The sequence below is a fragment of the Burkholderia sp. BCC1996 genome, assembly GCF_905339955.1.
Lineage (GTDB): Bacteria > Pseudomonadota > Gammaproteobacteria > Burkholderiales > Burkholderiaceae > Burkholderia.
Genome location: NZ_CAJPHM010000046.1, coordinates 18,621 through 38,888, shown reverse-complemented (window position 1 = coordinate 38,888; position 20,268 = coordinate 18,621). Strand labels below are relative to the sequence as shown.

18 protein-coding genes and 1 pseudogene are annotated in these 20,268 nt (G+C 68.8%); 10 read left to right on the top strand and 9 right to left on the bottom strand.

The features are described from left to right. Positions 1-351: hypothetical protein (locus U4Z64_RS36005; protein WP_321822519.1), on the top strand; the 351-nt coding region annotated here is incomplete at its 5' end. Between the two features lie 94 nt (positions 352-445). Here U4Z64_RS36005 and U4Z64_RS36000 read toward each other — a convergent pair. Beyond that, on the bottom strand, positions 446-1,786 hold the full coding sequence (locus U4Z64_RS36000; protein WP_321822518.1) for an ATP-binding protein: 1,341 nt from the start codon (positions 1,784-1,786) through the stop codon (positions 446-448). Beyond that, positions 1,787-2,515 (bottom strand): response regulator, encoded by a 729-nt coding sequence (locus tag U4Z64_RS35995; protein ID WP_321822517.1) that lies wholly within the window; start codon positions 2,513-2,515, stop codon positions 1,787-1,789. Between the two features lie 248 nt (positions 2,516-2,763). On the opposite strand from U4Z64_RS35995, the gene U4Z64_RS35990 reads away from it, so the two are divergent. Together U4Z64_RS35990 and U4Z64_RS35985 are read left to right on the top strand one after the other, a co-directional pair. Next, positions 2,764-3,510 (top strand): MipA/OmpV family protein, encoded by a 747-nt coding sequence (locus tag U4Z64_RS35990; RefSeq protein ID WP_321822520.1) that lies wholly within the window; start codon positions 2,764-2,766, stop codon positions 3,508-3,510. A gap of 277 nt (positions 3,511-3,787) precedes the next feature. Beyond that, positions 3,788-4,123: a hypothetical protein gene (locus U4Z64_RS35985; RefSeq protein WP_321822516.1), complete on the top strand. Its 336-nt coding sequence runs from the start codon at positions 3,788-3,790 to the stop codon at positions 4,121-4,123. Positions 4,124-4,144: 21 nt separating this feature from the next. On the opposite strand, the gene U4Z64_RS35980 is transcribed toward U4Z64_RS35985, so the two are convergent. Then, complete coding sequence (locus U4Z64_RS35980) at positions 4,145-5,389, bottom strand: transglycosylase SLT domain-containing protein (protein WP_321822515.1); 1,245 nt, start codon at positions 5,387-5,389, stop codon at positions 4,145-4,147. A gap of 418 nt (positions 5,390-5,807) precedes the next feature. Then, the gene (locus U4Z64_RS35975) at positions 5,808-6,968 is read right to left on the bottom strand and encodes a porin (protein ID WP_124489503.1); all 1,161 of its coding nucleotides are present in this window, start codon (positions 6,966-6,968) and stop codon (positions 5,808-5,810) included. Positions 6,969-7,420: 452 nt separating this feature from the next. On the opposite strand from U4Z64_RS35975, the gene U4Z64_RS35970 reads away from it, so the two are divergent. Further along, positions 7,421-8,005, top strand: a complete 585-nt coding sequence (locus U4Z64_RS35970) for a flavin reductase family protein (protein ID WP_044848424.1) — start codon at positions 7,421-7,423, stop codon at positions 8,003-8,005. 39 nt (positions 8,006-8,044) lie between these two features. Here U4Z64_RS35970 and U4Z64_RS35965 read toward each other — a convergent pair whose 3' ends face one another. Next, complete coding sequence (locus U4Z64_RS35965; protein ID WP_321822514.1) at positions 8,045-8,941, bottom strand: LysR family transcriptional regulator; 897 nt, start codon at positions 8,939-8,941, stop codon at positions 8,045-8,047. Between the two features lie 97 nt (positions 8,942-9,038). Here U4Z64_RS35965 and U4Z64_RS35960 point away from each other — a divergent pair, with 97 nt between their 5' ends. From U4Z64_RS35960 to U4Z64_RS35950, 3 genes are read left to right on the top strand one after another with little or no spacing between them, the layout of a single operon-like run. Next, positions 9,039-10,337 (top strand): citrate:proton symporter, encoded by a 1,299-nt coding sequence (locus tag U4Z64_RS35960; RefSeq protein WP_321822513.1) that lies wholly within the window; start codon positions 9,039-9,041, stop codon positions 10,335-10,337. A gap of 40 nt (positions 10,338-10,377) precedes the next feature. Continuing rightward, a complete protein-coding gene (locus U4Z64_RS35955; RefSeq protein WP_321822512.1) occupies positions 10,378-11,739 on the top strand; it encodes an acyclic terpene utilization AtuA family protein in 1,362 nt (453 codons plus the stop codon). After that, a complete protein-coding gene (locus tag U4Z64_RS35950; RefSeq protein WP_044848439.1) occupies positions 11,739-12,050 on the top strand; it encodes a hypothetical protein in 312 nt (103 codons plus the stop codon). Before U4Z64_RS35955 ends, U4Z64_RS35950 begins: the two co-directional genes overlap by 1 nt. A gap of 52 nt (positions 12,051-12,102) precedes the next feature. Here the strand turns inward: U4Z64_RS35950 and U4Z64_RS35945 are convergent, their stop codons facing one another. From U4Z64_RS35945 to U4Z64_RS35935, 3 genes are all read right to left on the bottom strand, one after another. Continuing rightward, a complete protein-coding gene (locus tag U4Z64_RS35945; protein WP_321822511.1) occupies positions 12,103-12,924 on the bottom strand; it encodes a carbon-nitrogen hydrolase family protein in 822 nt (273 codons plus the stop codon). Positions 12,925-13,056: 132 nt separating this feature from the next. Next, positions 13,057-13,986 carry a phosphatidate cytidylyltransferase gene (locus U4Z64_RS35940; protein ID WP_044848429.1) on the bottom strand — a complete coding sequence of 310 codons (930 nt, stop codon included), beginning with the start codon at positions 13,984-13,986 and terminating at the stop codon, positions 13,057-13,059. A gap of 36 nt (positions 13,987-14,022) precedes the next feature. Beyond that, positions 14,023-14,655, bottom strand: a complete 633-nt coding sequence (locus tag U4Z64_RS35935; protein WP_124489497.1) for a lysophospholipid acyltransferase family protein — start codon at positions 14,653-14,655, stop codon at positions 14,023-14,025. Between the two features lie 443 nt (positions 14,656-15,098). Here U4Z64_RS35935 and U4Z64_RS35930 point away from each other — a divergent pair, with 443 nt between their 5' ends. After that, positions 15,099-15,704 (top strand): CDP-alcohol phosphatidyltransferase family protein, encoded by a 606-nt coding sequence (locus U4Z64_RS35930; protein WP_124489496.1) that lies wholly within the window; start codon positions 15,099-15,101, stop codon positions 15,702-15,704. A 287-nt stretch (positions 15,705-15,991) separates the two neighbouring features. Then, positions 15,992-16,246: pseudogene (locus U4Z64_RS35925) on the top strand (class I SAM-dependent methyltransferase family protein); the annotation flags it as partial. Positions 16,247-16,384: 138 nt separating this feature from the next. Here the strand turns inward: U4Z64_RS35925 and U4Z64_RS35920 are convergent. Next, on the bottom strand, positions 16,385-17,407 hold the full coding sequence (locus U4Z64_RS35920; RefSeq protein WP_321822510.1) for a sensor domain-containing diguanylate cyclase: 1,023 nt from the start codon (positions 17,405-17,407) through the stop codon (positions 16,385-16,387). Between the two features lie 518 nt (positions 17,408-17,925). Here U4Z64_RS35920 and bcsB point away from each other — a divergent pair. After that, on the top strand, positions 17,926-20,262 hold the full coding sequence (bcsB, locus tag U4Z64_RS35915) for a cellulose biosynthesis cyclic di-GMP-binding regulatory protein BcsB (RefSeq protein ID WP_321822509.1): 2,337 nt from the start codon (positions 17,926-17,928) through the stop codon (positions 20,260-20,262). Positions 20,263-20,268 lie beyond the last annotated feature (6 nt).

The following is a 20,268-nucleotide window of genomic DNA, read 5'->3' as shown; positions in this document are numbered from 1 at the left end:
TGCGTTCTGCGGGGTGAGCAGGTGGTCGTTCGCGGGATCGCGAATCGGTTCGCTTGCCATGGTTCTCTCCAGATCAGGGTGGTGGGCGGCTGGGGATCACGATCGCGCCGCCCCGTCGTGCGGGCGCGATGCGATTCTGCTGTGGTGCGGTGCCGCGACGATCGAAGCGCGACGGTGCGGCGCGACCTCGACGCGGCGCGCGCCTGGCGATTCGCCGGATTCGGGTGCCGGCGAGTGTCGTCAGCTTATGCGATTCGCGCGGCGGTGCGTAGCGCGCGCGGACAGAACATAGTGTTCTCGTTCATCGAACGGCATGCGGGCGCGACCGGGCGCAGCGTGCCGCTACCATGAGCGGCATGATCAGGAGCACTGACAGGTGTGAAGGCGACGGTTGCCGCGCATGCGGCGATCGAGCGGCGTGGCGGCCTGCCCCAGGATAGAGTGTTTAGATACGAGAGTGCTCCGTGCGCGGTGGCGTGTCGCCGAGGAATTCCGGCAATGCCCGCGGCGGCAACGAAATCACGAAGCGGGCGCCGCCGAGCGGCGAATCCTCGAGCCGCACGTCGCCGCCGTGCACGAGCGCGACGCGTCGCACGATCGCGAGCCCGAGGCCGAACCCGCCCGTCTGCCGGTCGCGGCTCGAGTCGAGCCGCTGGAACGGTGCGAACACGCGCGCGCGTTCGGCGACCGGGATGCCGGGACCGTCGTCGTCCACGCTCAGCACCAGCGCGCCGGACGCGTCGTGCGTCGCGGACAGCAGCACGGTGCGCGACGCATAACGTGCGCCGTTGCGGATCAGGTTCAGCAGAGCCCGTGCGACGAGTTTCGGATCGCACACGTGGGTGGCGGGCGCGCCGGTCGTCGACACGCCGAGCGTGAGGCCGCGGTCGGCGACGTCGTTCGCGACGTTGCCGGCCACGCTGTCGATCAGCGCATCGACGGCGACGTCCATCGGCGCGAGTTCGCTTGCGCCTTGTTCGAGCCGCCCGATCGTCAGCAGCTCGGTCACCAGCTCGTCGAGTTCGCGCACGTCGCGCCGCAGTTCGTCGCGGCGCTCGCGCATGCGGCCGCTTTCGTCGGATTCGGCGAGCAGAGCGAGCCCGAATTCGAGGCGCGCGAGAGGCGTCTTCAGCTCGTGCGAGATGCCGTGCATCATCTCGCGCTGCTGCTTGATCGACGCCTCGATCCGCTCGGCCATGTCGTTGAACTGCTGCGACAGCGCGTAGATGTTCGAGCGACCGGACAGCTTCACGCGCGTCGACAGGTTGCCCGCGCCGAACGCGTGCGCGGCGGCCTGCAGCTTGCGCAGGTCGCGCCAGTGATACGAGGTCCACAGCGCGACGGCGAACAGGGCCGCGAGTGCGGTCATCCCGTATGCGTAGATCTGGATGTCGAGGTCGGCCGGTGCGATCGGGCGGGCATGCAGGACCGAGCCGTCCGCGAGCGGCATGTAGTAGTTCCTGCGGTCGTAACTGATCGCGATCCGGCCGGCGTCCAGATCGCGCAGCGGCCCGCCGCGCAGTTGCGCACGGGCGTCGGCCATCGTCACGAAACCGAATCGCTCGTTGCCGTGCTGCGCGAGTTCACGCAGCGCGAGGCTGCGCTTGCCGCCCGGATGGCGTTCGAGGTAATCGTTCAGCACGAACGCGTAAGTGGTCAGCGCGTTGCGCTGCGCCTGCGCCACGCGTTCGTAGAAAATCCTGTTGAACGACCATTGAATGAATACGATCGAGGCGGCACAGCACAGGATCACGATGAGGTACAGCTTGATCAACGGGCGCAGCATTTAGTCGTCCCACGCGGAAGGGCTGAACAGGTAGCCGCGGCCCCAGATCGTCTTGATCCGTTGCGGCTCCGACGAAGCGTCCTCGAAGCGCCGGCGCAGCTTCGAGATGCCCGAGTCGACCGAGCGGTCGAGCCCGTCGAATTCGATGCCGCGCAACTGCTTCAGGATGTCGTCGCGGCTCAGCACGGTGCCTGCCGCTCGCGCGAGGATCAGCAACAGATTGAACTCGGTGGTCTTCAGGTCGACGAGTTCCCCGCGCCACGTGACCGTGCGGTTCGGCGGCGAGATCGTCAGCTCGCCGAACACGAGGGCATGCGGCTGCGTGTGGGCCGCCGGTTCGGACGCGGCAGGCTGCGCGCGGCGCAGCAGCGCACGGGCGCGTGCGACGAGCACGCGCGGCTCGATCGGCTTGGTCACGTAATCGTCGGCACCGGTTTCGAGGCCCGCGACCTGGTCGTACACGTCGGCGCGCGCGGTGAGGATCAGCACGGGCACGTTGGTGAACGCGCGAATGCGCCGGCAGACTTCCATCCCGTCGAGGTTCGGCAGCATCAGGTCGAGTATCACGAGCGCGGGCTGATGCTCGCGCGCCGCGGCGACCGCGAGATCGCCGCGCCGTATGACCGTCACCGCGAATTCATAGTTGTCGAGATATTCGCGCACGAGCTGGGCGAGGCGGTCGTCGTCCTCGATCAGCAGCACACGGTATTTGAGCGGATTGTCGTTCATGGTCTCCTCGGTTGCGCGCGTTCAGCTTCTCCATGCCGATGAATGCGCGGCCGGCGAATTCTATCCGGCGTGGCGGCCGCCGGGGCCGCGATACGACAATCGGGAACAAACGATCACAATTGAGCACACATTTGCCGCAGATTCAGGACAGTGCTGCCGCGCCGTCGTACCTAGACTTCGGGCTCCGTCACTCTTGTCTCGACATCGTGAGTCCATCCTTCCGTTCGCTGCGCTCGTTGCGCTATTGCATGTCGCTTGCCGGCCTGACCCTTGCCGCCGTCGCCCACGCCGAAAACCAGTACGCGATATCGCTCGGCGGCGGGTTCGCGCCGCGCTACCAGGGCAGCAACCAGTATCGCGCCGTCGTCGCGCCGTCGTTCTCCGCGATGTTCGGCAACGGGTTCTTCATCGACACGGCAGCCGGCGCCGGCTACCGTCTGAACCTGCCGCACGGGGCGTTCGTGTCGGCAGCGCTCGGCTATGCCGGTGGCCGTTCCGACGAAAACCGTTTCGACCTGGCGGGTTCGGATCACCTGAAGGGGATGGGCCGGATCCCCGGTTCGGTGCTCGTCGGCATGCGTGCGGGCGTGCAGCTGCTCGATGGCGGTGAACTGAGCATCGCGATCGATGCGCCGGTCACGCATACGTCGCGCGGCTTGTCCGGCCACGTCGATCTCGCGGTGCCGGTATTCAAGGCCGGCCGCCACGATATTGTCGTGACCGGCAGCGTGCATGCCGGCACGGGGCGCTACATGCAGACGTTCTACGGCGTGACCGACGCGCAGTCGGCGGCGAGCGGCTTCAGGCCGTATTCGACGAGCGGCGGGGTCGACAGCGCAACGCTGTCGCTCGCATGGAACTGGGGCGTATCGCGGCACTGGTCGGTGCATGCGACCGGCGGCTTCACGCGGCTGCTCGGACGCTATGGCGACAGCCCGATCGTCCAGACGCGCAGCAACTACTTCGGCATGGCCGGCGTGACGTACAAGTTCTGACGCGGCCGGCATGATTCGCCAGCGCCCCGTCCGGGGAGCACGACTTCGCCGCGGATCGGTGCGGTAACATGAAGGCGGCTTCGGCTTCGGCTTCGGCTTCGGCTTCGGCTTCGGCGTCAGGCTGTCGAGGCGACTGCGCGGAGCCGATTCGACTCGAACGGATCGCGCAATACGGTGCCTTACCGGCCGGTGGCGCGCAGAACCCATCATGGATCCAACGCCCGGTGCGTGCGCGCATCCCGCACCTGCCGCGCCGGGCCGCGACAGGGAGAAACCGATGAAGAACACGATCGCGATGCTCGCGGCACTCGTTGCGAGCGCAACCTTTTCGGGATGTGCGGACATGAACACGAAGCACCCCAACGCCACCGCCGGCGGCGCGGTGACGAACCCCGCGCCGTCGGGCGTCGTGAACGCGTGCAAGGCGGACGCCACGCCGGACGACGCGCTGATCGGCAAGACCGAGGCCGATGCGGCCGCGCTGCTCGACGGCTGCCTGTGGCGCGTGCTCGAGCGCGATGGCCAGTCGTTGCCGGGCACGATGGACTATCGCGAGGAGCGCCGCGACCTCGGCATTCGCGACGGCAAGGTGATCTGGGTGCGGCGCGGGTGAGGGATCGGGCCGGCCCGAGCGTTACTTCGAGATGTACCAGAGCGCGTCGGTGCTGACGCGTGCGCCCGGCTTCGTCGCGGCGGGCGCCTGAGGTGTCGCAACGGGCGGCGGCGTGTTCGACGTCACTGCGGTGGGCCACGTCGCAGGCGTGTTCGACGCGGTCGATGCCGTCGACGTATTGGCCTGACTCGAGGTTGCTGCCGAACCCGACGTGGACGCCGTGTCGATATACCAAAGCGCATCGGCCGATGCGGTGCGCTTGGCCGCTGCATCGGCGGTGTGTCTGGATGCGGGCGCTGCCGTCGCCGTCGCTGCCGTGGCGGCCGTCGCACCCGAACGCTGCGTGCCCGCTGCGGGTGCCGCGCCCGCCTGAGCGGTCGTCCCCGTCGCGCCGCGCTGCGCGCGCGCCTCGAACGGCCCGAGCTGGAAGATCAACGTTTGCGCGGGACGCGTCAGAACGGCATACGGGAACTGCAGTTCCCACGACATCAGCACGCGGCCCGACGACGTCTCGGTGAAGATCGCCGGCACGTGCTTCATGTCGCTGAACTGCACGTAGATCCGCGCGCCGTCGTCGAACACCTGGGTCGGCTTGGCCTGGTCGGCGCCCGTGACGGTCCAGCCGAAGTTGTACGTGCCGGCCGGGCCGGCCGGCCCGCCTTGCGGTTGCGGCGGCGCGGCAGGCGCGAGCGTGCGGGGCCGTGCGACCGGCGGTGCCGACACGCTCAGGCTGGCGAACGGGTTGTACGCCTGCACCTGTTGCGGCGGCGTGAAGGAGGGCGGAAGGATGGGCATGGGAGTATCCGGCGAATCCGGCATGGTCCGGATTGCATCATAGACCTTGCGCGCATACGCGAGGCGCTTGTCGGGCGACGCGGCGTTGTACGCGCCGATCGCGTTCCAGTTGGCGCCGAGCTGGCGGATGTTCTGCGACAGGATCCACGCGCCGACGTACGCGTTGGTGCACGCATCGAACAGGCTTTCCCGCGTGATGCCTTCGCGCGCGAGCGTCGGCAGCCAGGTGCTGTTGATCTGCATCAGGCCGATGTCGACGGTGCCGTTCGTGTTGGTGTTGACGGCGTTCGGATTCATCCCCGATTCGACCTGCGCGATGCCGCGCAACAGGCTCACGCTCACTTTCTGGAACGTGGCCGCGTCGTCGAGGCAGTCGGCCCGCGCGAACCCGTGCAGCGCGCACGACAACACGATCGTCGCGGCGATCTTCGGCGTGGCGTGGCTGATCGAACGAGCAGTCTGACGCGGCATGGCAGGATGGGGCGGAATCCGGCCGCCCGGTGCAAGGAAATTACGCAGACGCGAAGTGTGCCATAGCGCGCAGGCAAATGGCTCGCGTCAAACTTTCCTTTGCATTTGCCGGCGGATTTGTCGCGGATTTTCGCGGGCGCCGGTATCTCCGTGCGACAGGATGGAATCGGTAAAAAGGGCCGATTATCGTGCGCATGCCGGCGTGCGGCCGCTATCGAAATACTGACGCCACGCGTCAGTTGCGCGGCGAATGCGGCAATGAATGGTGCAGCGAAACGGACGATAAAAGGCGCGCCGGTGCGCGGGCCATAGAAACGACGACGGCGGCCGCAGCCGCCGTGTCGATGCATCCTCGACTCCCGAAATCCGGTATCGACCGGCCGGCCGCGCGATGCCTCGCGCAGCCGGCCATCGTCGATCAGAAGCGGTGACGCAGGCCGAGGTTGACCATCGTCTGCGAGCTCGTGCCCGCATAGCCGTACGAACCGATCGACGCCTGTGCGGCCATCGACCCGCCGTTGCCGTCGCCGGTCTGGCCGCTCGCGTGCTGGTACGCGGCGGTCAGGTACACGTCGGTGCGCTTCGACAGCGTATAGTCCGCGCCGGCCGACACCTGGTGATAAGTCGCCGACGTATCGCCGCCCGAGCGCGTGTAGCTGTAGCCGAGCCCGACGAGCAGCGCATTGGTCGCCTGGTAGTTCACGAAGCCTTGCCCGGTGTTGTAGTGCTCGTTCGAGTTGAACACCGAGCTCGCGTCGCGGCGGTACTGCGCGTTGCTGTAGCCGAGGCCGAACGTGAACGGGCCGGCCACATACTGGCCCGCGATGCGGGCGATGCCGATCGAATGCGCGCTCGCATAACCAGTGTTGATCGGGCCGTCGAAGGTGCCGTCCGACGAGCTGGTCCAGCCGTTGCGCAGCCCGTTCGACGCGGGGCTGTTGGTCGCGTGGAAGTACCCGCCCGCGACGCTGAACGGCCCGTTGTTGTACGACACGGCGGCCGAATACGACTGCGCGGCGCCGGTGCTGCCGGCGATGCCGCCGAACGAGTACATCGCCGAGAACTGCAGGCCCGAATACACGGCCGACGTGTACTTCACCGCGTTGTCGACGCGGAAGCTGTTGTCGTAGTTGTCGACGTCGCCCGGCGTCGCGAACACGCTGCCGAGATAGTTGTCGGCGGTGATGCCCTGCACGAGGTCGATGAGCGGATCGTACTGGCGGCCGAACGTGAGCGTGCCGTAGCGGTCGCTCGACAGCCCGACGAACGCCTGCCGGCCGAACAGGCGGCCGCCCTGGCCCTGCCGGCCGCTGCTCGGGTCGAAGCCGTTCTCGAGCTGGAACAGCGCCTTCAGCCCGCCACCGAGATCCTCGCTGCCTTTCACGCCCCAGCGGCTGCCGGAGAGATTGCCAGCGCTGCTGTTGCCGAGCATCCACGCGTTGTCCTTGCCCTGCGCGTGATTCACGTACGTGATCGACGTGTCGATCACGCCATACAGCGTGACGCTCGACTGCGCATGCGCGGCGGGCATCGCCGCGAACGACGCGAGCGAAATCAGCGAGAGGGTCGTGCGTTTCATTTCATCTCCTTGCGATTGGCCTGTTTTCTTGAACCGGAATGGCAGGAGACTACCGAGCCGCCGACGAACGGCAAAAACGAAATTCTCCGATGTGACATAAAGCCGACAGATGCATGCTGCGGCAAGGTCCATTGAGAGATTCACATTATTGAGAATCGTGTATCAATCGATTTGAATTTCGAGATGGCGCGACCGGCGTATTGCCGGAATCGTGATAATTCCGCACGATTTCCAGTCGAATTTCGACGACGATGCATGGATCGTCGATTCATCAATTGATTATTTAACGAATCGAATCGCGTGATGCGGGCCGAGTGTGTTATTGCGCGCGCCGCGCGAGTGATTTGGGTGTGACGTAGCGCGCCCGCGCGCGCCGTCAGCGGCGATCGGCACGGAGTGCGAGAATGCTGGCCTCGGCCGGCACGCGTCGTGCCGCTCACCAGGGAACCCGCATGGACAGTCACATCGCTCCGGTGGAGCTGAAGAAAGCCTACCGTCTTCTCAACCACGGCCCGACCGTGCTCGTGTCGGCCCGTCACGACGGCGTCGACAACGTGATGGCCGCCGCGTGGGCCTGCGCACTCGATTTCCTGCCGCCGAAGCTGACGGTCGTGCTCGACAAGTCCGCGAAGACGCGCGAGCTGGTCGAGCGCAGCGGCACCTTCGTGATCCAGGTGCCGACGGCCGCGCAGCTCCAGCTCACGCATGCGGTCGGCAGTCACAGTCTCGCCGAGCGGCCGGACAAGCTGCGCGAGGCGGGCGTCACGCTGTTCGACGTCGCCGGCCATGACCTGCCGTTCGTCGCCGGCTGCTCGGGCTGGCTTGCGTGCAAGCTGATTCCCGAGCCGCACAACCAGCAGGCCTACGACCTGTTCATCGGCGAGGTGGTCGGCGCATGGTCCGACACGCGCGTGTTCCGCGACGGTCACTGGTATTTCGAATCGGCCGATCCGGCGCTGCGCAGCCTGCACTACATCGCGGGCGGCAACTTCTATGCGATCGGCGAATCGCTGCACGTCGATCCGGACGCGCAGTAGGCAGAAAGCGGGCTTTCGTTCGCGATTCGGGCGCGCGGTTCACGCGCGCTTGTTCAATTCCGCCAGCATCACGTCGGCGAACGCCTGCGCGACGCGCGACAGCGTGCGCCCGCGCTTCGCGACGAGCGCGATCGGCCGCACGAACGCCGGGTCGTCGATCGATTTCGCGACGAGGTCGGGCTCGGCGCGCACCTCGCGCGCGGTGGCCGGCAGGATCGTCACGCCGAGGCCGCCGCGCACCATCGCGACGGCCGTCATCATGTAGGTCGGCTCGCACGCGATGTCGGGCGTGCAGCCGGCCGCTTCCAGCGCGGCATCGACGACGCTGCGCACGCTCGTGCCCTGTGCGGTCAGCACGAGCGGCACGGCGGCGACGTCGGCGGTGCGCACGCGCCGCTTGCGCGCGAGCGGATGATCCTTCGGGCACACGGCGACGAGCCGGTCGGCGCCCGCGTACAGCACGTCCAGCGACGCGTCGAACGCGTCGCCGCCGGTCAGCCCGAGATCGGCTTCCTCGTTGCGCACCAGCGCGGTGACGAGGCTCGCGACGCCGTCGCGAATGTCGAAGCCCGCGCGCGGCACGTCGCGCCGAAACGACTGGATCAGCTCCGGCAGCAGGCTGGACGCAAACGTCGGCAGGCACGCGAGCCGCACCGTGCCGCTCGCGCCTTCGCCGAGCGCCCGCGCGTCGCGCAGCACGCGCTCCATGTCGTCGAGCGAGCGCTGCAGCAGCGGCAGCAGTTCGCGCCCGGTCTGCGTGAGCGCGACGCTGCGGCTGTTGCGGTCGAACAGCCGCGCGCCGACGATCTCCTCGAGCCGGCGGATCTGCACGGTCAGCGCCGGCTGCGACAGGTGCAGCCGCGCGGCGGCGCGCGTGAAGTTGCCGGCCTGCGCGACGGTGACGAACGCGCGAATGTCGCGAAGGTTCAGATCCATAACGGTTCGTGATTGCTGCGATCAAATCATTTCAATTGTGCTATCGCTGCGCCGACCTTACGCTCGTCTCCAACAAAAGACAAGGTAGGAGACACCGATGCTGCCGTTACTCGGGCTGGGCACGATCGTCGTGCTGCTGGCCGCGATTCTGTCGAAACGCATGTCGCCGCTCGTCGCGCTGATCATCGTGCCGATCGCGGCGTCGCTGATCGGCGGCTTCGGGCTGCATACCAGCAAGTTCGTGATCGACGGGCTGAAGGGCCTCGCGCCCGTGGTCGGGATGTTCGTGTTCGCGATCCTCTATTTCGGGACGATCACCGACGCCGGCACGCTCGACCCGATCATCGACCGCATCCTGCGCGCGGTCGGCACGCGGCCCACGCGGATCGTGATGGGCACGACGCTGCTCGCGCTGCTGATCCATCTCGACGGCTCGGGCGCCGTGTGCTTTCTCGTGACGATTCCCGCGGTACTGCCGCTGTACGACCGCCTGAAGATGGACCGGCGCGTGCTGGCCGCGGCCGTGTCGATGGCCGCGGGGATCAACTTCCTGCCGTGGACGGGGCCGATGATCCGCGCGTCGGCCTCGCTGCACCTGCCGGTGTCGGCGCTGTTCAATCCGCTGATTCCGGTGCAGGCGATCGGGCTCGTGTTCGTGTTCGGCGTCGCGTACTGGCTCGGGCGGCGCGAGGAGAAGCGGCTCGGACTGTCGCGCGACGACGCGTCGATTCCGCTGCCGACCCGCGCGCTCACGCCCGACGAGCAGGCGCTGCGCCGGCCGCACCTGTTCTGGTTCAACCTGCTGCTGACGCTCGTCGTGCTCGGCACGATGGTCGTGATGGGCGAGAAGATCCCGCCGGCGATCATGTTCATGGTCGGGCTGTGCATCGCGCTGATGGTGAACTATCCGGACGTCGACATGCAGAGGAAGCGCATCGACGCGCATGCGCGCGCGGCGCTGATGATGGCCGGCATCCTGCTCGCGGCCGGCGTGTTCACCGGGATCATGCAGGGCAGCGGGATGCTGAAGGCGATGGCGCAGGCGGCGGTCGGCTTCGTGCCGCCGTCGATGGCCGGCCACATTCCGGTCGCGCTCGGCCTGGCGTCGATGCCGCTCAGCATGCTGTTCGATCCCGATTCGTTCTACTTCGGCGTGCTGCCGGTGATCGCCGAAGTGGCCGGCCAGCTCGGCGTGCCGGCCGTGCACGTGGGGCAGGCCGCGCTGCTCGGCCAGATGACGACCGGGTTTCCGGTCAGCCCGCTGACGCCCGCGACGTTCCTCGTCGTCGGCCTGTGCGGCATCGAGCTGGCCGAGCACCAGAAGTTCACGTTCCCGCTGCTGTTCGGCGCCTCGATCGTGATGACGATCGCGTGCGTCGTGCTGGGCGTCTTTTGATTTTTTTCCCGGCGCGCGAGCGCTGGATCACGGTACCGACATGACAGCAAAGCCATCACACGAACGGCGCGTGCGCATCGGCGCGGGCGCCGGCTACTCGGGCGACCGGATCGAGCCCGCGGTCGAGCTGGCCGAACACGGGCAGCTCGACTATCTCGTCTTCGAATGCCTGGCCGAGCGCACGATCGCGCTCGCGCAGCAGGCGCGGCGCAAGGATCCGGCGCTCGGCTACGATCCGCTGCTCGACGCGCGCATGCATGCCGTGCTGCCGGTGGCGGCGGACAAGCGCGTGCGGATCGTGTCGAACATGGGCGCGGCGAACCCGCGCGCGGCCGCGCGGCGCACCGCGCGGATCGCGCAGTCGCTCGGCCTCGCGGGGCTGAAGGTCGCGGCGGTCGAAGGCGACGACGTGCTCGACGTCGTGCTGCGCGGCGCGTTCCGCTTCGAGGAGTCGGGCGACGAAGTCGCCGCGTATCGCGACCGCATCGTGTCCGCGAACGCGTATCTCGGCGCCACGCCGATCGTCGATGCGCTCGCGGCCGGCGCGGACGTCGTGCTGACCGGGCGCGTCGCCGATCCGTCGCTGTTCGCCGCGCCCCTGATCCACGCGTTCGGCTGGCGGATGGACGACTGGGACACGCTCGGGGCCGCGACGGTCGTCGGCCATCTGCTCGAATGCGCGGGGCAGGTGACGGGCGGCTATTTCGCCGACCCGGGCTACAAGGACGTGCCGAATCTCGCGCGGCTCGGATTCCCGATCGGCGAGGTCGCGGCCGACGGCTCGGTCGTGATCACCAAGGTGCCGCACGCGGGCGGCCGCGTGAGCGCGGCGACCTGCAAGGAACAGCTGCTGTACGAGATTCACGATCCGGCGCGCTACCTGCAGCCCGACGTCGTCGCGGATTTCACGCGCGTGGCGGTGGCGGAGGAGGCGCCGGACCGCGTGCGCGTGACGGGCGGGCGCGGCAGCGCACGCACCGGGACGCTCAAGGTGTCGGTTGCGTACGTCGACGGCCATATCGGCGAAGGGCAGATCTCGTACGGCGGGCCGGGCGCGCTGGAACGCGCGCGGCTCGCGCTCGACATCGTCCGCGAGCGGCTCGCGCTGACGGGCGTGGCCGCGACCGAACTGCGTTTCGATTTGATCGGCGTGGATGCGCTGTACGGCGACGCGACGCCCGCCGTGCGCGGGCAGCCGGCCGAAGTCCGCGTGCGGGTGGCCGGCCGTGCGGCGAGCGCCGCCGAGGCCGCGCGGATCGGCAACGAAGTCGAGACGCTCTATACGAACGGGCCGGCCGGCGGCGGCGGTGCGTTCAAGTCGACGCGCGAGGTGATCGCCGTGCAGTCGGTGCTGCTGCCGCGCACGGCCGTGACGCCGTCGTTTTCTTTCGTGGAGGCATGATGCAATTGCGTGAACTGGCGCATGCGCGCACCGGCGACAAGGGCAATACGCTGAACGTATCGGTCATCTGCCGCGATCCGCGTCACTACGAACACCTGCGCGCGCATCTCGATGCGGCCGCGGTGAAGGGATGGCTCGCGGGCATCGTGCACGGCGACGTCGTGCGCTACGAGCTGCCGGCGCTTGCCGCGTTCAACTTCGTGCTGCGCGATGCGCTCGGCGGCGGCGTCACGCGTTCGCTCGCGCTCGATGCGCACGGCAAGTCGGTCAGCTCGGTGTTGCTGGCGATCGATGTGCCGGAGCCGGCGTGACGATGTGGCGGCGTGCATCGCCAGCCGGCCGCGTTCGCCGCCAGGTTCATGCTCACGGAATCAACCACTCGCGACGCCCGTCCGCGTGCTCGATGCGTTCGCCCGCGATGTGCAGGCGCTGATCCGCGCGATAGTCGTAGAGCGCGCGCGACGCGGCGACCTGGTCGAGATCGAGTTCGACCGTGTGGCGCGATTCGCCATTGCCGGCTTCGAAGATCAGGTTTCCGAACGGATCGGCCGCGAGGCTGCCACCCGCGAACACGACGTCGTGCGCACCTGGGCCGACGCGGTTCGCGACGACCGCGAACACCTGGTTTTCCATCGCGCGGGCCGAGACCGACGTGCGATGCACCTGACGGTACGGCTCCATGTTGCCGTCGGTCACGAGGATCAGCTGCGTGCCGAGCGCCGCAAGCGCGCGGCCGGTTTCCGGAAATTCGCTGTCGTAGCAGATCAAGAGGCCGATCCGCACGCCGCGCCATTCGACGCTCGCGTAGCGGTCGCCGGGCAGCACGACGTCGCGCTCGCTCAGCCACAGGTGGGTCTTCCGGTAGCGCAGTGCGATGCCGTCCGGCGTGACGAACACGGTCGTGTTGTAGAAGCGCCCGCCGTCGTTCTCGATCAGCCCGGCCACCACCGCGACGTTGCGCGCTCGCGCGGCCGCGATCACCGCGCCGATGCTCGGACCGTCGAGCGGCTCGGCCACGCGCGCGAGATTCGACGAATCGAGAAAGCCGGTGAGCTGCGCTTCCGGAAACATCACGATGTCGGTGCCGGGCGCGCAGCTCGCGATGGCGTCGAGCGTGCGGCGCAGGTTGTACGGTGTGTCGCCGTCGCGGCCGGCGAGCTGCACGATGTCGAGCTTCAGTTTCATGGGCGGGTTCGGTGGCAGTGGCTCGTCGCGCGATGCGGCGCAAGGGTGGGGATGAGCGTCAGTATGCGCCGAACGCGCCGGTTTCCCATCCCGCCGACGCGTTAGTGCTTGCGATGCCGCGCCGCCCGCGCATCACACGTACAGGTATCGCACGAGGTGGAAGAACACCGGCGCCGCGAAGCAGACCGAGTCGACGCGATCGAGCATCCCGCCGTGGCCCGCGATCATCGAACCCCAGTCCTTGGTGCCGAGCGAGCGCTTCACGGCCGACAGCACGAGGCCGCCGACGAAGCCCGCGATCACGATCGCGAGCGAGATCCCGAACGCCGCGCCGAAGCTGAACGGCGTCACGCGATACAGCGACGCGCCGCACAGCGTCGCGAGCAGGCCGCCGCCGACGAAGCCTTCGACCGTCTTCGACGGCGACAGCTGCGGCGCGATCTTGCGGCGCCCGCACAGCTTGCCGACCACGTACTGCAGCACGTCGCTGATCTGCACGACGAACAGGAAGAAGAACAGCAGCAGCGCGTTCTGCCCGGCGTAGCGCGGAATGTCGAGGATCAGCACGGCCGGCGCGTGGCTCAGCCCGTACACGCACACCATCAGCGCCCAGTTGATCTTCGCGTTGCGGCTCAGGAATTCGCGCGTGTCCTGCGTGAGCGCGGACACCAGCGACATCGCGAAGAACAGGTGCACCGGCACGAAGATCGAATACATCCCGTACCAGTTGATCCCGAGCAGCAGGTACTGCACCGGAATCGCGACGAAGAACGCGATGAAGAGCGTCGTATGGTCGCTCGCGGTCGTCGGCGTGAGCGTGATGAACTCGCGCAGCGTCAGGTACGACAGCAGCGCGAACACCAGATACGTGACGTTGTTGCCGAGGCTGATCGCGATGACCATGATCGCGATCATCGCCCACCACGCGCGGATGCGCTGGTTCAGGTTGACGATGGTCGCGCTCGCGCCGCCGCTGCGCGCGCCGAGGATCGCGCCGATCACGGTCGCGAGCACCAGCACGCCGGTGACGCCCGCGACCAGTTCCCAGAAGAGAGTTCGCATGAAGAGGTCCGGAAAAGGGAGAGGAGGGCGCCGCGTTCAGCCGGCCGGCCGCTGCGGCGGCGCGAGCGCGACGATCGCGTCGCGCATGCGGGCGAGGAAGGTCGGCTTGTCTTCGCCGGCGCCGAGCGCGTCGTTCGCGCCGAAGTGCACCTTGCAGATCAGCGGCACGGGCCAGATCGCGCCCTTCGGCATGATGCGCTGCAGGTTCTCCAGATAGACCGGCGCGAGCGCGACGTTCGGAAACTCGGTCGCGAGATGGAACAGGCCGCTCTTGAACGGCTGCGGCAACACGTCCGCGCCGCGCGTGCCTTCCGGGAAGATGATGATCGAATGGCCTTGCCGCAATGCATCGCGCACCGGGTCCAGCGGGTCGCCGCCGCTCTCGCGGTGACGGTCGATCAGCACGACGTTCAGCAGTTTCTGCGCGATGTGGCGCTTCAGGTCGCCGCTGTCCCAGTAATCGCGCGCGGCGACGGGCCGCACGACCGCGCGCACGTCGCGCGGCAGCGCGGCGAGGATCGCGAGCGTGTCGATGTGGCTCGTGTGGTTCGAGAAGTAGATTTTCTGCGTCGGGGAAGGCGGCGCCTGATGCCAGACCGGATACGCGCCGGCGACGAGCCGCACGATCGACAGCAGGAAATCGCGCTGCCAGATGTTCAGGATGTTCATCGGCGCCGCGCCTCCTGCGTGCATGCCCGCGCGGCCGCGCGGGCGCGGCGGGCGGAATCCCGGAATGCCGGCGCGGCAGGATGCGCGCCGGACGGCCATTGTTCAAGTTTTTTCAAATTCGTGGCTGCCTGTCGCAGGGCCGCGATCATCGGACGATGCGCCGGCAGAGTTGCGTTGCGGCGAATGCGCCGTTCGACGGCGTGATAATCGGCTGTTGCACGAGCGCCCGGCGACAGTTCGAGTGAATTGCTGCGCTCACGGGCCAGCGGATTATCGCGAGTTTCCGTCGAAAACGCCAGATTGCCGGGCGCGGGGGCGCGGCTTGACGCGTCGGGGCCGCTCGGCGACGATTACGACCACCTGTCGAAAGCCGCCGCCGGCGGTTGCGCCGCCCGGGGCATGGCGGCGACGAACGTATCCGAACGTGCCGAACCAATAAAACGATGAGCCTTTACGCACTCAAACCGAAATTCCAGAACCGTCTGCGTCCGTTCGCGGATTCGCTTGCCGAGCGCGGCGTCACGGCCAACCAGGTCACGCTGTTCGCGGCCGGCGGCTCGATCGTCGTCGGCGCGCTCGCGGGGCTCGGCGTGTTCGCCCGCGTGCTGTTCCTGCTGATCCCGATCTGGCTGTTCGTGCGGATGGCGCTCAACGCGATCGACGGCATGCTCGCCCGCGAGCACGGGCAGAAGAGCACGCTCGGCGCGTACCTGAACGAACTCGGCGACATCGTGTCCGATGTCGCGCTCGTGCTGCCGTTCCTCGCGATTCCCGCGTTCGCGCCGGCAGACGTCTGGCTGTTCGCGCTGACGGCGATCATCGTCGAATGCGCGGGGCTGATCGGCCCGCTCGCCGGCGCGACGCGCCGCTACGACGGCCCGTTCGGCAAGAGCGATCGCGCGCTCGCGCTCGGCGCGTTCGCGCTGTGGATCGGCTTCGGCCTGCCGGTCGGCGGTGTCGCCGCGTGGCTGTGGCGCGTGCTGATCGTGCTGTCGATCGTGACGGCGGTGCGGCGCGTGCAGGCGGGCGTCGCCGAAGCGGGTGGCTGACGGCGGCTGGCGGCCATAGCGGGACCGGCGCCGGAGGGCGGCGCCGCGTGATTCGAATAACGAAACGAGAGAGATCGCATGAGCGCACGCACGGCCCGCGAGGCCGGCTTCGTCACGCACGACGGCGACACGCTGTTCTAGCGTCACTGGCCCGCGACGGGCCCGCGCTGCCGCGACGCGATCGTGCTGCTGCATCGCGGTCACGAACATTCGGCGCGCGTCGTGCACCTCGTCGACTCGGCGAGCGTGACCGCGCGCAGGCGCTCGCGCCGCTGCGTGCGTTCGAGCTGCGCGGGCTCGCACAGGCGGTGCCGCCCGGCGGCTATCTCGTCTGCACCGGACAGCCGTGGCATCCGCAGCTGGAATTCATCGCGCGTGCGCTGAACAGTCATCGTGGCGAGGCGACCTGGGTGATGCGCCGCCGCTCGCAGGCCGGGATGGACGAACTCGTCGCGCGCGCGGGCTTTCGCAAGCTCGACCAGCGGATCGACGAGCTGGGCATCTTCACGGTCGGCCTCGCGCAGCGGGTCGACGCGTCATGAGCGCGCTCGGGTTGTGCCGCGCCGGCGTGCTGGTCGCGATCGTGCAGTGGATCGTGGTCGGGGTGGCGATCGCGGTGCCGCAGTCCGGTTAGCCGTGCGCGAGCGGCCCGGCTGGCCGAACGGGCCGGGCGTCGCACGTCACGCGTGGCACGCTCGCTGCGTCCGCGTGCGCTTCACCTCGTACATCGCCTGGTCCGCATGCTCGATCAGCGCGTTCATGTCGGTGCCGTCTTCGGGCAGCATCGCGACGCCGACACTGACGCCGAGCCGCAGCGGCTGCCCCTCGAACTCGAACGGTTCGGCGACCTGCCGGGCGAGCCGTGCGCGTTGTGCGTCGATGTCGTCGCGGCTGCCGACGTTCGGCAGGATCACCGCGAACTCGTCGCCGCCCACCCGCGCGACCGTATCTGAGCGCCGCACGGCGCCCAGCATCCGCGTGGCGGCCTCGCGCAGCGCCGCGTCGCCCGCGCGGTGGCCGTAGCCGTCGTTGATCGGCTTGAGCCCGTCCATGTCGATGTTGAGGATGCCGAGCCGGCCGTTCGCGCGCAGCGCCGTGTGCATCGACTGGCGCAGGCGGTCGTAGAACAGCGCGCGGTTCGGCAGGCCGGTGAGCGCGTCGTGCGTTGCGCGCAGGTACAGCTCGTTCGCCTCGTTGCGCGCCGCGTGGAACATCGCGGCGGCGATCAGGTCGGCCGTGAGCCGCAGCGTGCCGGCGTCGGCGGCCGAGAAGCCGTCGACCTCCGGCGATATCACCTTCAGCACGCCGACCGTCGTGTCCGCGTGGGTGAGCGGCATCACCAGCATCGAGCGCAGCCCGACGCGGCGGCAGGCATCGCGATCGACGCGCGGGTCGGTTTCCGAATCCGTGCAGCGCAGCAATTCCCCGCGCGTCACGCACAGGCCCGACAGGCTGCCCGAGCGACGCAACCGCAGCCCGAGCATCCCGGCGGCGGAGCCCGACGCGGCGCGGTACACCATGTCGTCGCCTTCGGCGAATTCGACCGCGGCGCCGCTCGCGCCCGTGAGTTGCGGCACCTGCTCGGTCACATAAGCCATCACGCTGCCGAGGTCGAGGCCGAGTTTCGCGATCTCGGTCTGCGTGGCGATGATGCGCAGCAGCGTGTCGGGGGACGGGGTGGCGGTATCGACGATTTGATCCAAGTCAGTTTTCCATGAAGAAAGCCCGGCACGCTGCGCCGGCTTGCGGTAGCATACGCGCCGCCCACGCGGCAGCGCGTTCCGGGCGGCCCGCAAGGGGTCGCATCCGGCATCCGGTATCCGGTATCCGGACGGTTCGCCGGCGCGACGGTTCGCCGATCCGGCAGCGTCGGCAGTATGCCGATCGGTCCGGCCGGCAGCAACGGCGTAATTCTTGCCATTCAGTCGCCGCACGCAGCATTTCCGACCGTATTGAGTTGTTTTTCGCTTCGTCAGCGCGAATCAGGGTGAGTTTTGTCCTGATTTTGAGATAGTGTGACGAATGTGCGAGCGCCGGCGCCAGGCGCGCACCGTCCGATGGACCGGCAGCGGAAGAATGCGCCGCGTCGTTTCGATACATGCATTCAGGCCAGACTTTGAGGGGAAGCAGTGGGGATGTGCACTCACGGGCATAGCTGCTTTGGGCGCGTCGATTGCGGCGCGCTTGATCACCGGACGACCACGACGATGCGGAGCCGCGCATGAAGCCGGCCGTGTCGCTGTTCGTCCTGTCGCTCGCCACGTTCGGCGCGTTTCATGCGGCCGCGTTGTCGGCCGCGCCGATGCCGGTCGCGTCGGCATCCGTTTCGGGGACCGCATCGGCGTCCGCCGGCAGCCCGGCCACGCCGGCGCTCGCCAGCGGCGCGGCCGCATCGGCCGCATCGAGCGCCGCCAGCGCGGCACCCGCCGGCCTGCCGGCGACGACCGTGCACCTGCCGTTCGCGTCGCTCGGCGCGTTCGATCCGGTGCACCTGCGCGGCGCCGACGATGCGCGCACGATCCATGCGGGCGTGCGGCTCGACCGCGTGGTCACCGGCGCGCGGCTGCGCCTGACCTATGCGTATTCGCCGTCGCTCGTGTTCCCGATGTCGCACCTGAAGGTTTCGGTGAACGACGAGGTGGTCGCGACCGTCCCGTTCGACGCGACGCGCGCGGGCCGCACGGTCACGCAGGACATCCCGATCGATCCGCGCTACTTCTCCGATTTCAACCAGATCGGCCTGCGCCTGATCGCGCACTACTCGCTCGATCACTGCGAGGACCCGTCGAGCTCGGCGCTGTGGGCCGACGTGAGCCCGACGAGCGAGCTGATCCTCGACGAGTCGCCGGTGCGCCTGCCGAACGATCTCGCGCTGCTGCCCGCGCCGTTCTTCGACCGGCGCGACAACGGGCGCTTGCGGCTGCCGTTCGTGCTGCCGGCGTCGCCCGACTCGGCGACGCTGCGCAGTGCCGGCGTGCTCGCGTCGTGGTTCGGCGCGCAGGCCGACTACCGGCAGGCGCGCTTCCCGGTCGCGGCGACGCTGCCGGCCGACGACCAGGCGGTGGTGGTCGGCACGGCCGCGACCTTGCCGGCCGGCCTCGCGCTGCCGTCGGTCAACGGCCCGCTGCTCGCCGTCGCCGACAACCCGGCCGCGCCGGGCCGCAAGCTGCTGGTCGTGACGGGCCGCACGGCAGCCGAGGTCGACGATGCGGTCGCGGCGCTCGTGCTCGGCCGCGCGGCGCTGTCGGGCCCGGCGGCGACGGTCGCGCACGTCGATCTCGGCGCGCCGCGCAAGCCGTACGACGCTCCGCGCTGGCTGCCGGTGAACCGGCCGATCGCGTTCCGCGAACTGGTGTCGGATCCGCGCGAACTCGAAGTGCGTGGCACGTCGCCGGACGCGATCCGGCTGAACCTGCGGGTGCCGGCCGACCTGCATTCGTGGAACGGCTCGGGTGTGCCGATCACGCTGCGCTACCGCTACACGGCGCCGACCGTGCAGGACAACTCGACGCTCGCCGTCGAGATCAACGAACAGCTCGTGAAGTCGTACCGCCTCGGGCCGGCCCATGCCGAAGACGCGCGCGGGCGCATGCAGCTGCCGCTGCTGGCGGTGCCGGAAGGGCGCGTGACGAGCGATGTCGACATCCCGGCGTTCCGCGTCGGCAGCGGCAACCAGCTGCAGTTCCGCTTCACGCTCGATTCGCAGAAGACGGGGCTCTGCTCGAGCACCGCGACCGAGCCGCAGCGCGCGGCGATCGATCCCGATTCGACGATCGACTTCTCGCACTTCGTCCACTACGCGCAGTTGCCGAACCTCGCCTTCTTCGCGAACAGCGGCTTCCCGTTCACGCGCTTCGCCGACCTGTCGCAGACGGCGGTCGTGATCCCCGACCGGCCGTCGCCGCAGGAGCTGGAAGCCTACCTGACGATGCTCGGCCACATGGGGCAGTGGACCGGCTTCCCGGCGCTGCGCGTGCAGGTCGCGCGGCCCGCCGACGTCGCCGCGCTGGCGGGCCGCAAGGACCTGCTCGTGATCGACGGGTCGCCCGCGTCGCCGCTGCTGTCGCACTGGCGCGCGGCGCTGCCGCTGGCGATCGACCAGCAGGCCGGCACGGGCGCGACGCGTGTCGCGTTCTCGGTGAAGGAGCGCTGGCGCAATGGCGTCGGCATGGCCGACGGTGGCGCGCATATCGAACAGACGGGCGCGCTCGCCGCGCTCGCCGGGTTCGAACTGCCGGGCAGCCACGGCCGCAGCGTCGTCGCGCTGACCGCGACCGACCAGACGCGCCTGGCCGACCTGCTGGACGTCTTCGAGAAGCCGGGCCTCGTGTCGCAACTGCAGGGCGACCTCGCGCTGGTGCGGCCGGGACAGGTCGACAGCCTGCGCGTCGGCGATCCGTACGTGGTCGGTTTCGTGCCGTGGTATGCGCGCGTCTGGACGCAGGCGGCGCGGTACCCGGTGGCGCTCGGCGTGGTCGGCGTCGTCGCGGGGCTGTTGCTCGCGCTCGGCGTGTTCAGCGTGCTGCAGAAAATCGCCGCGCGCCGCCGGGGGATGTAACGGATG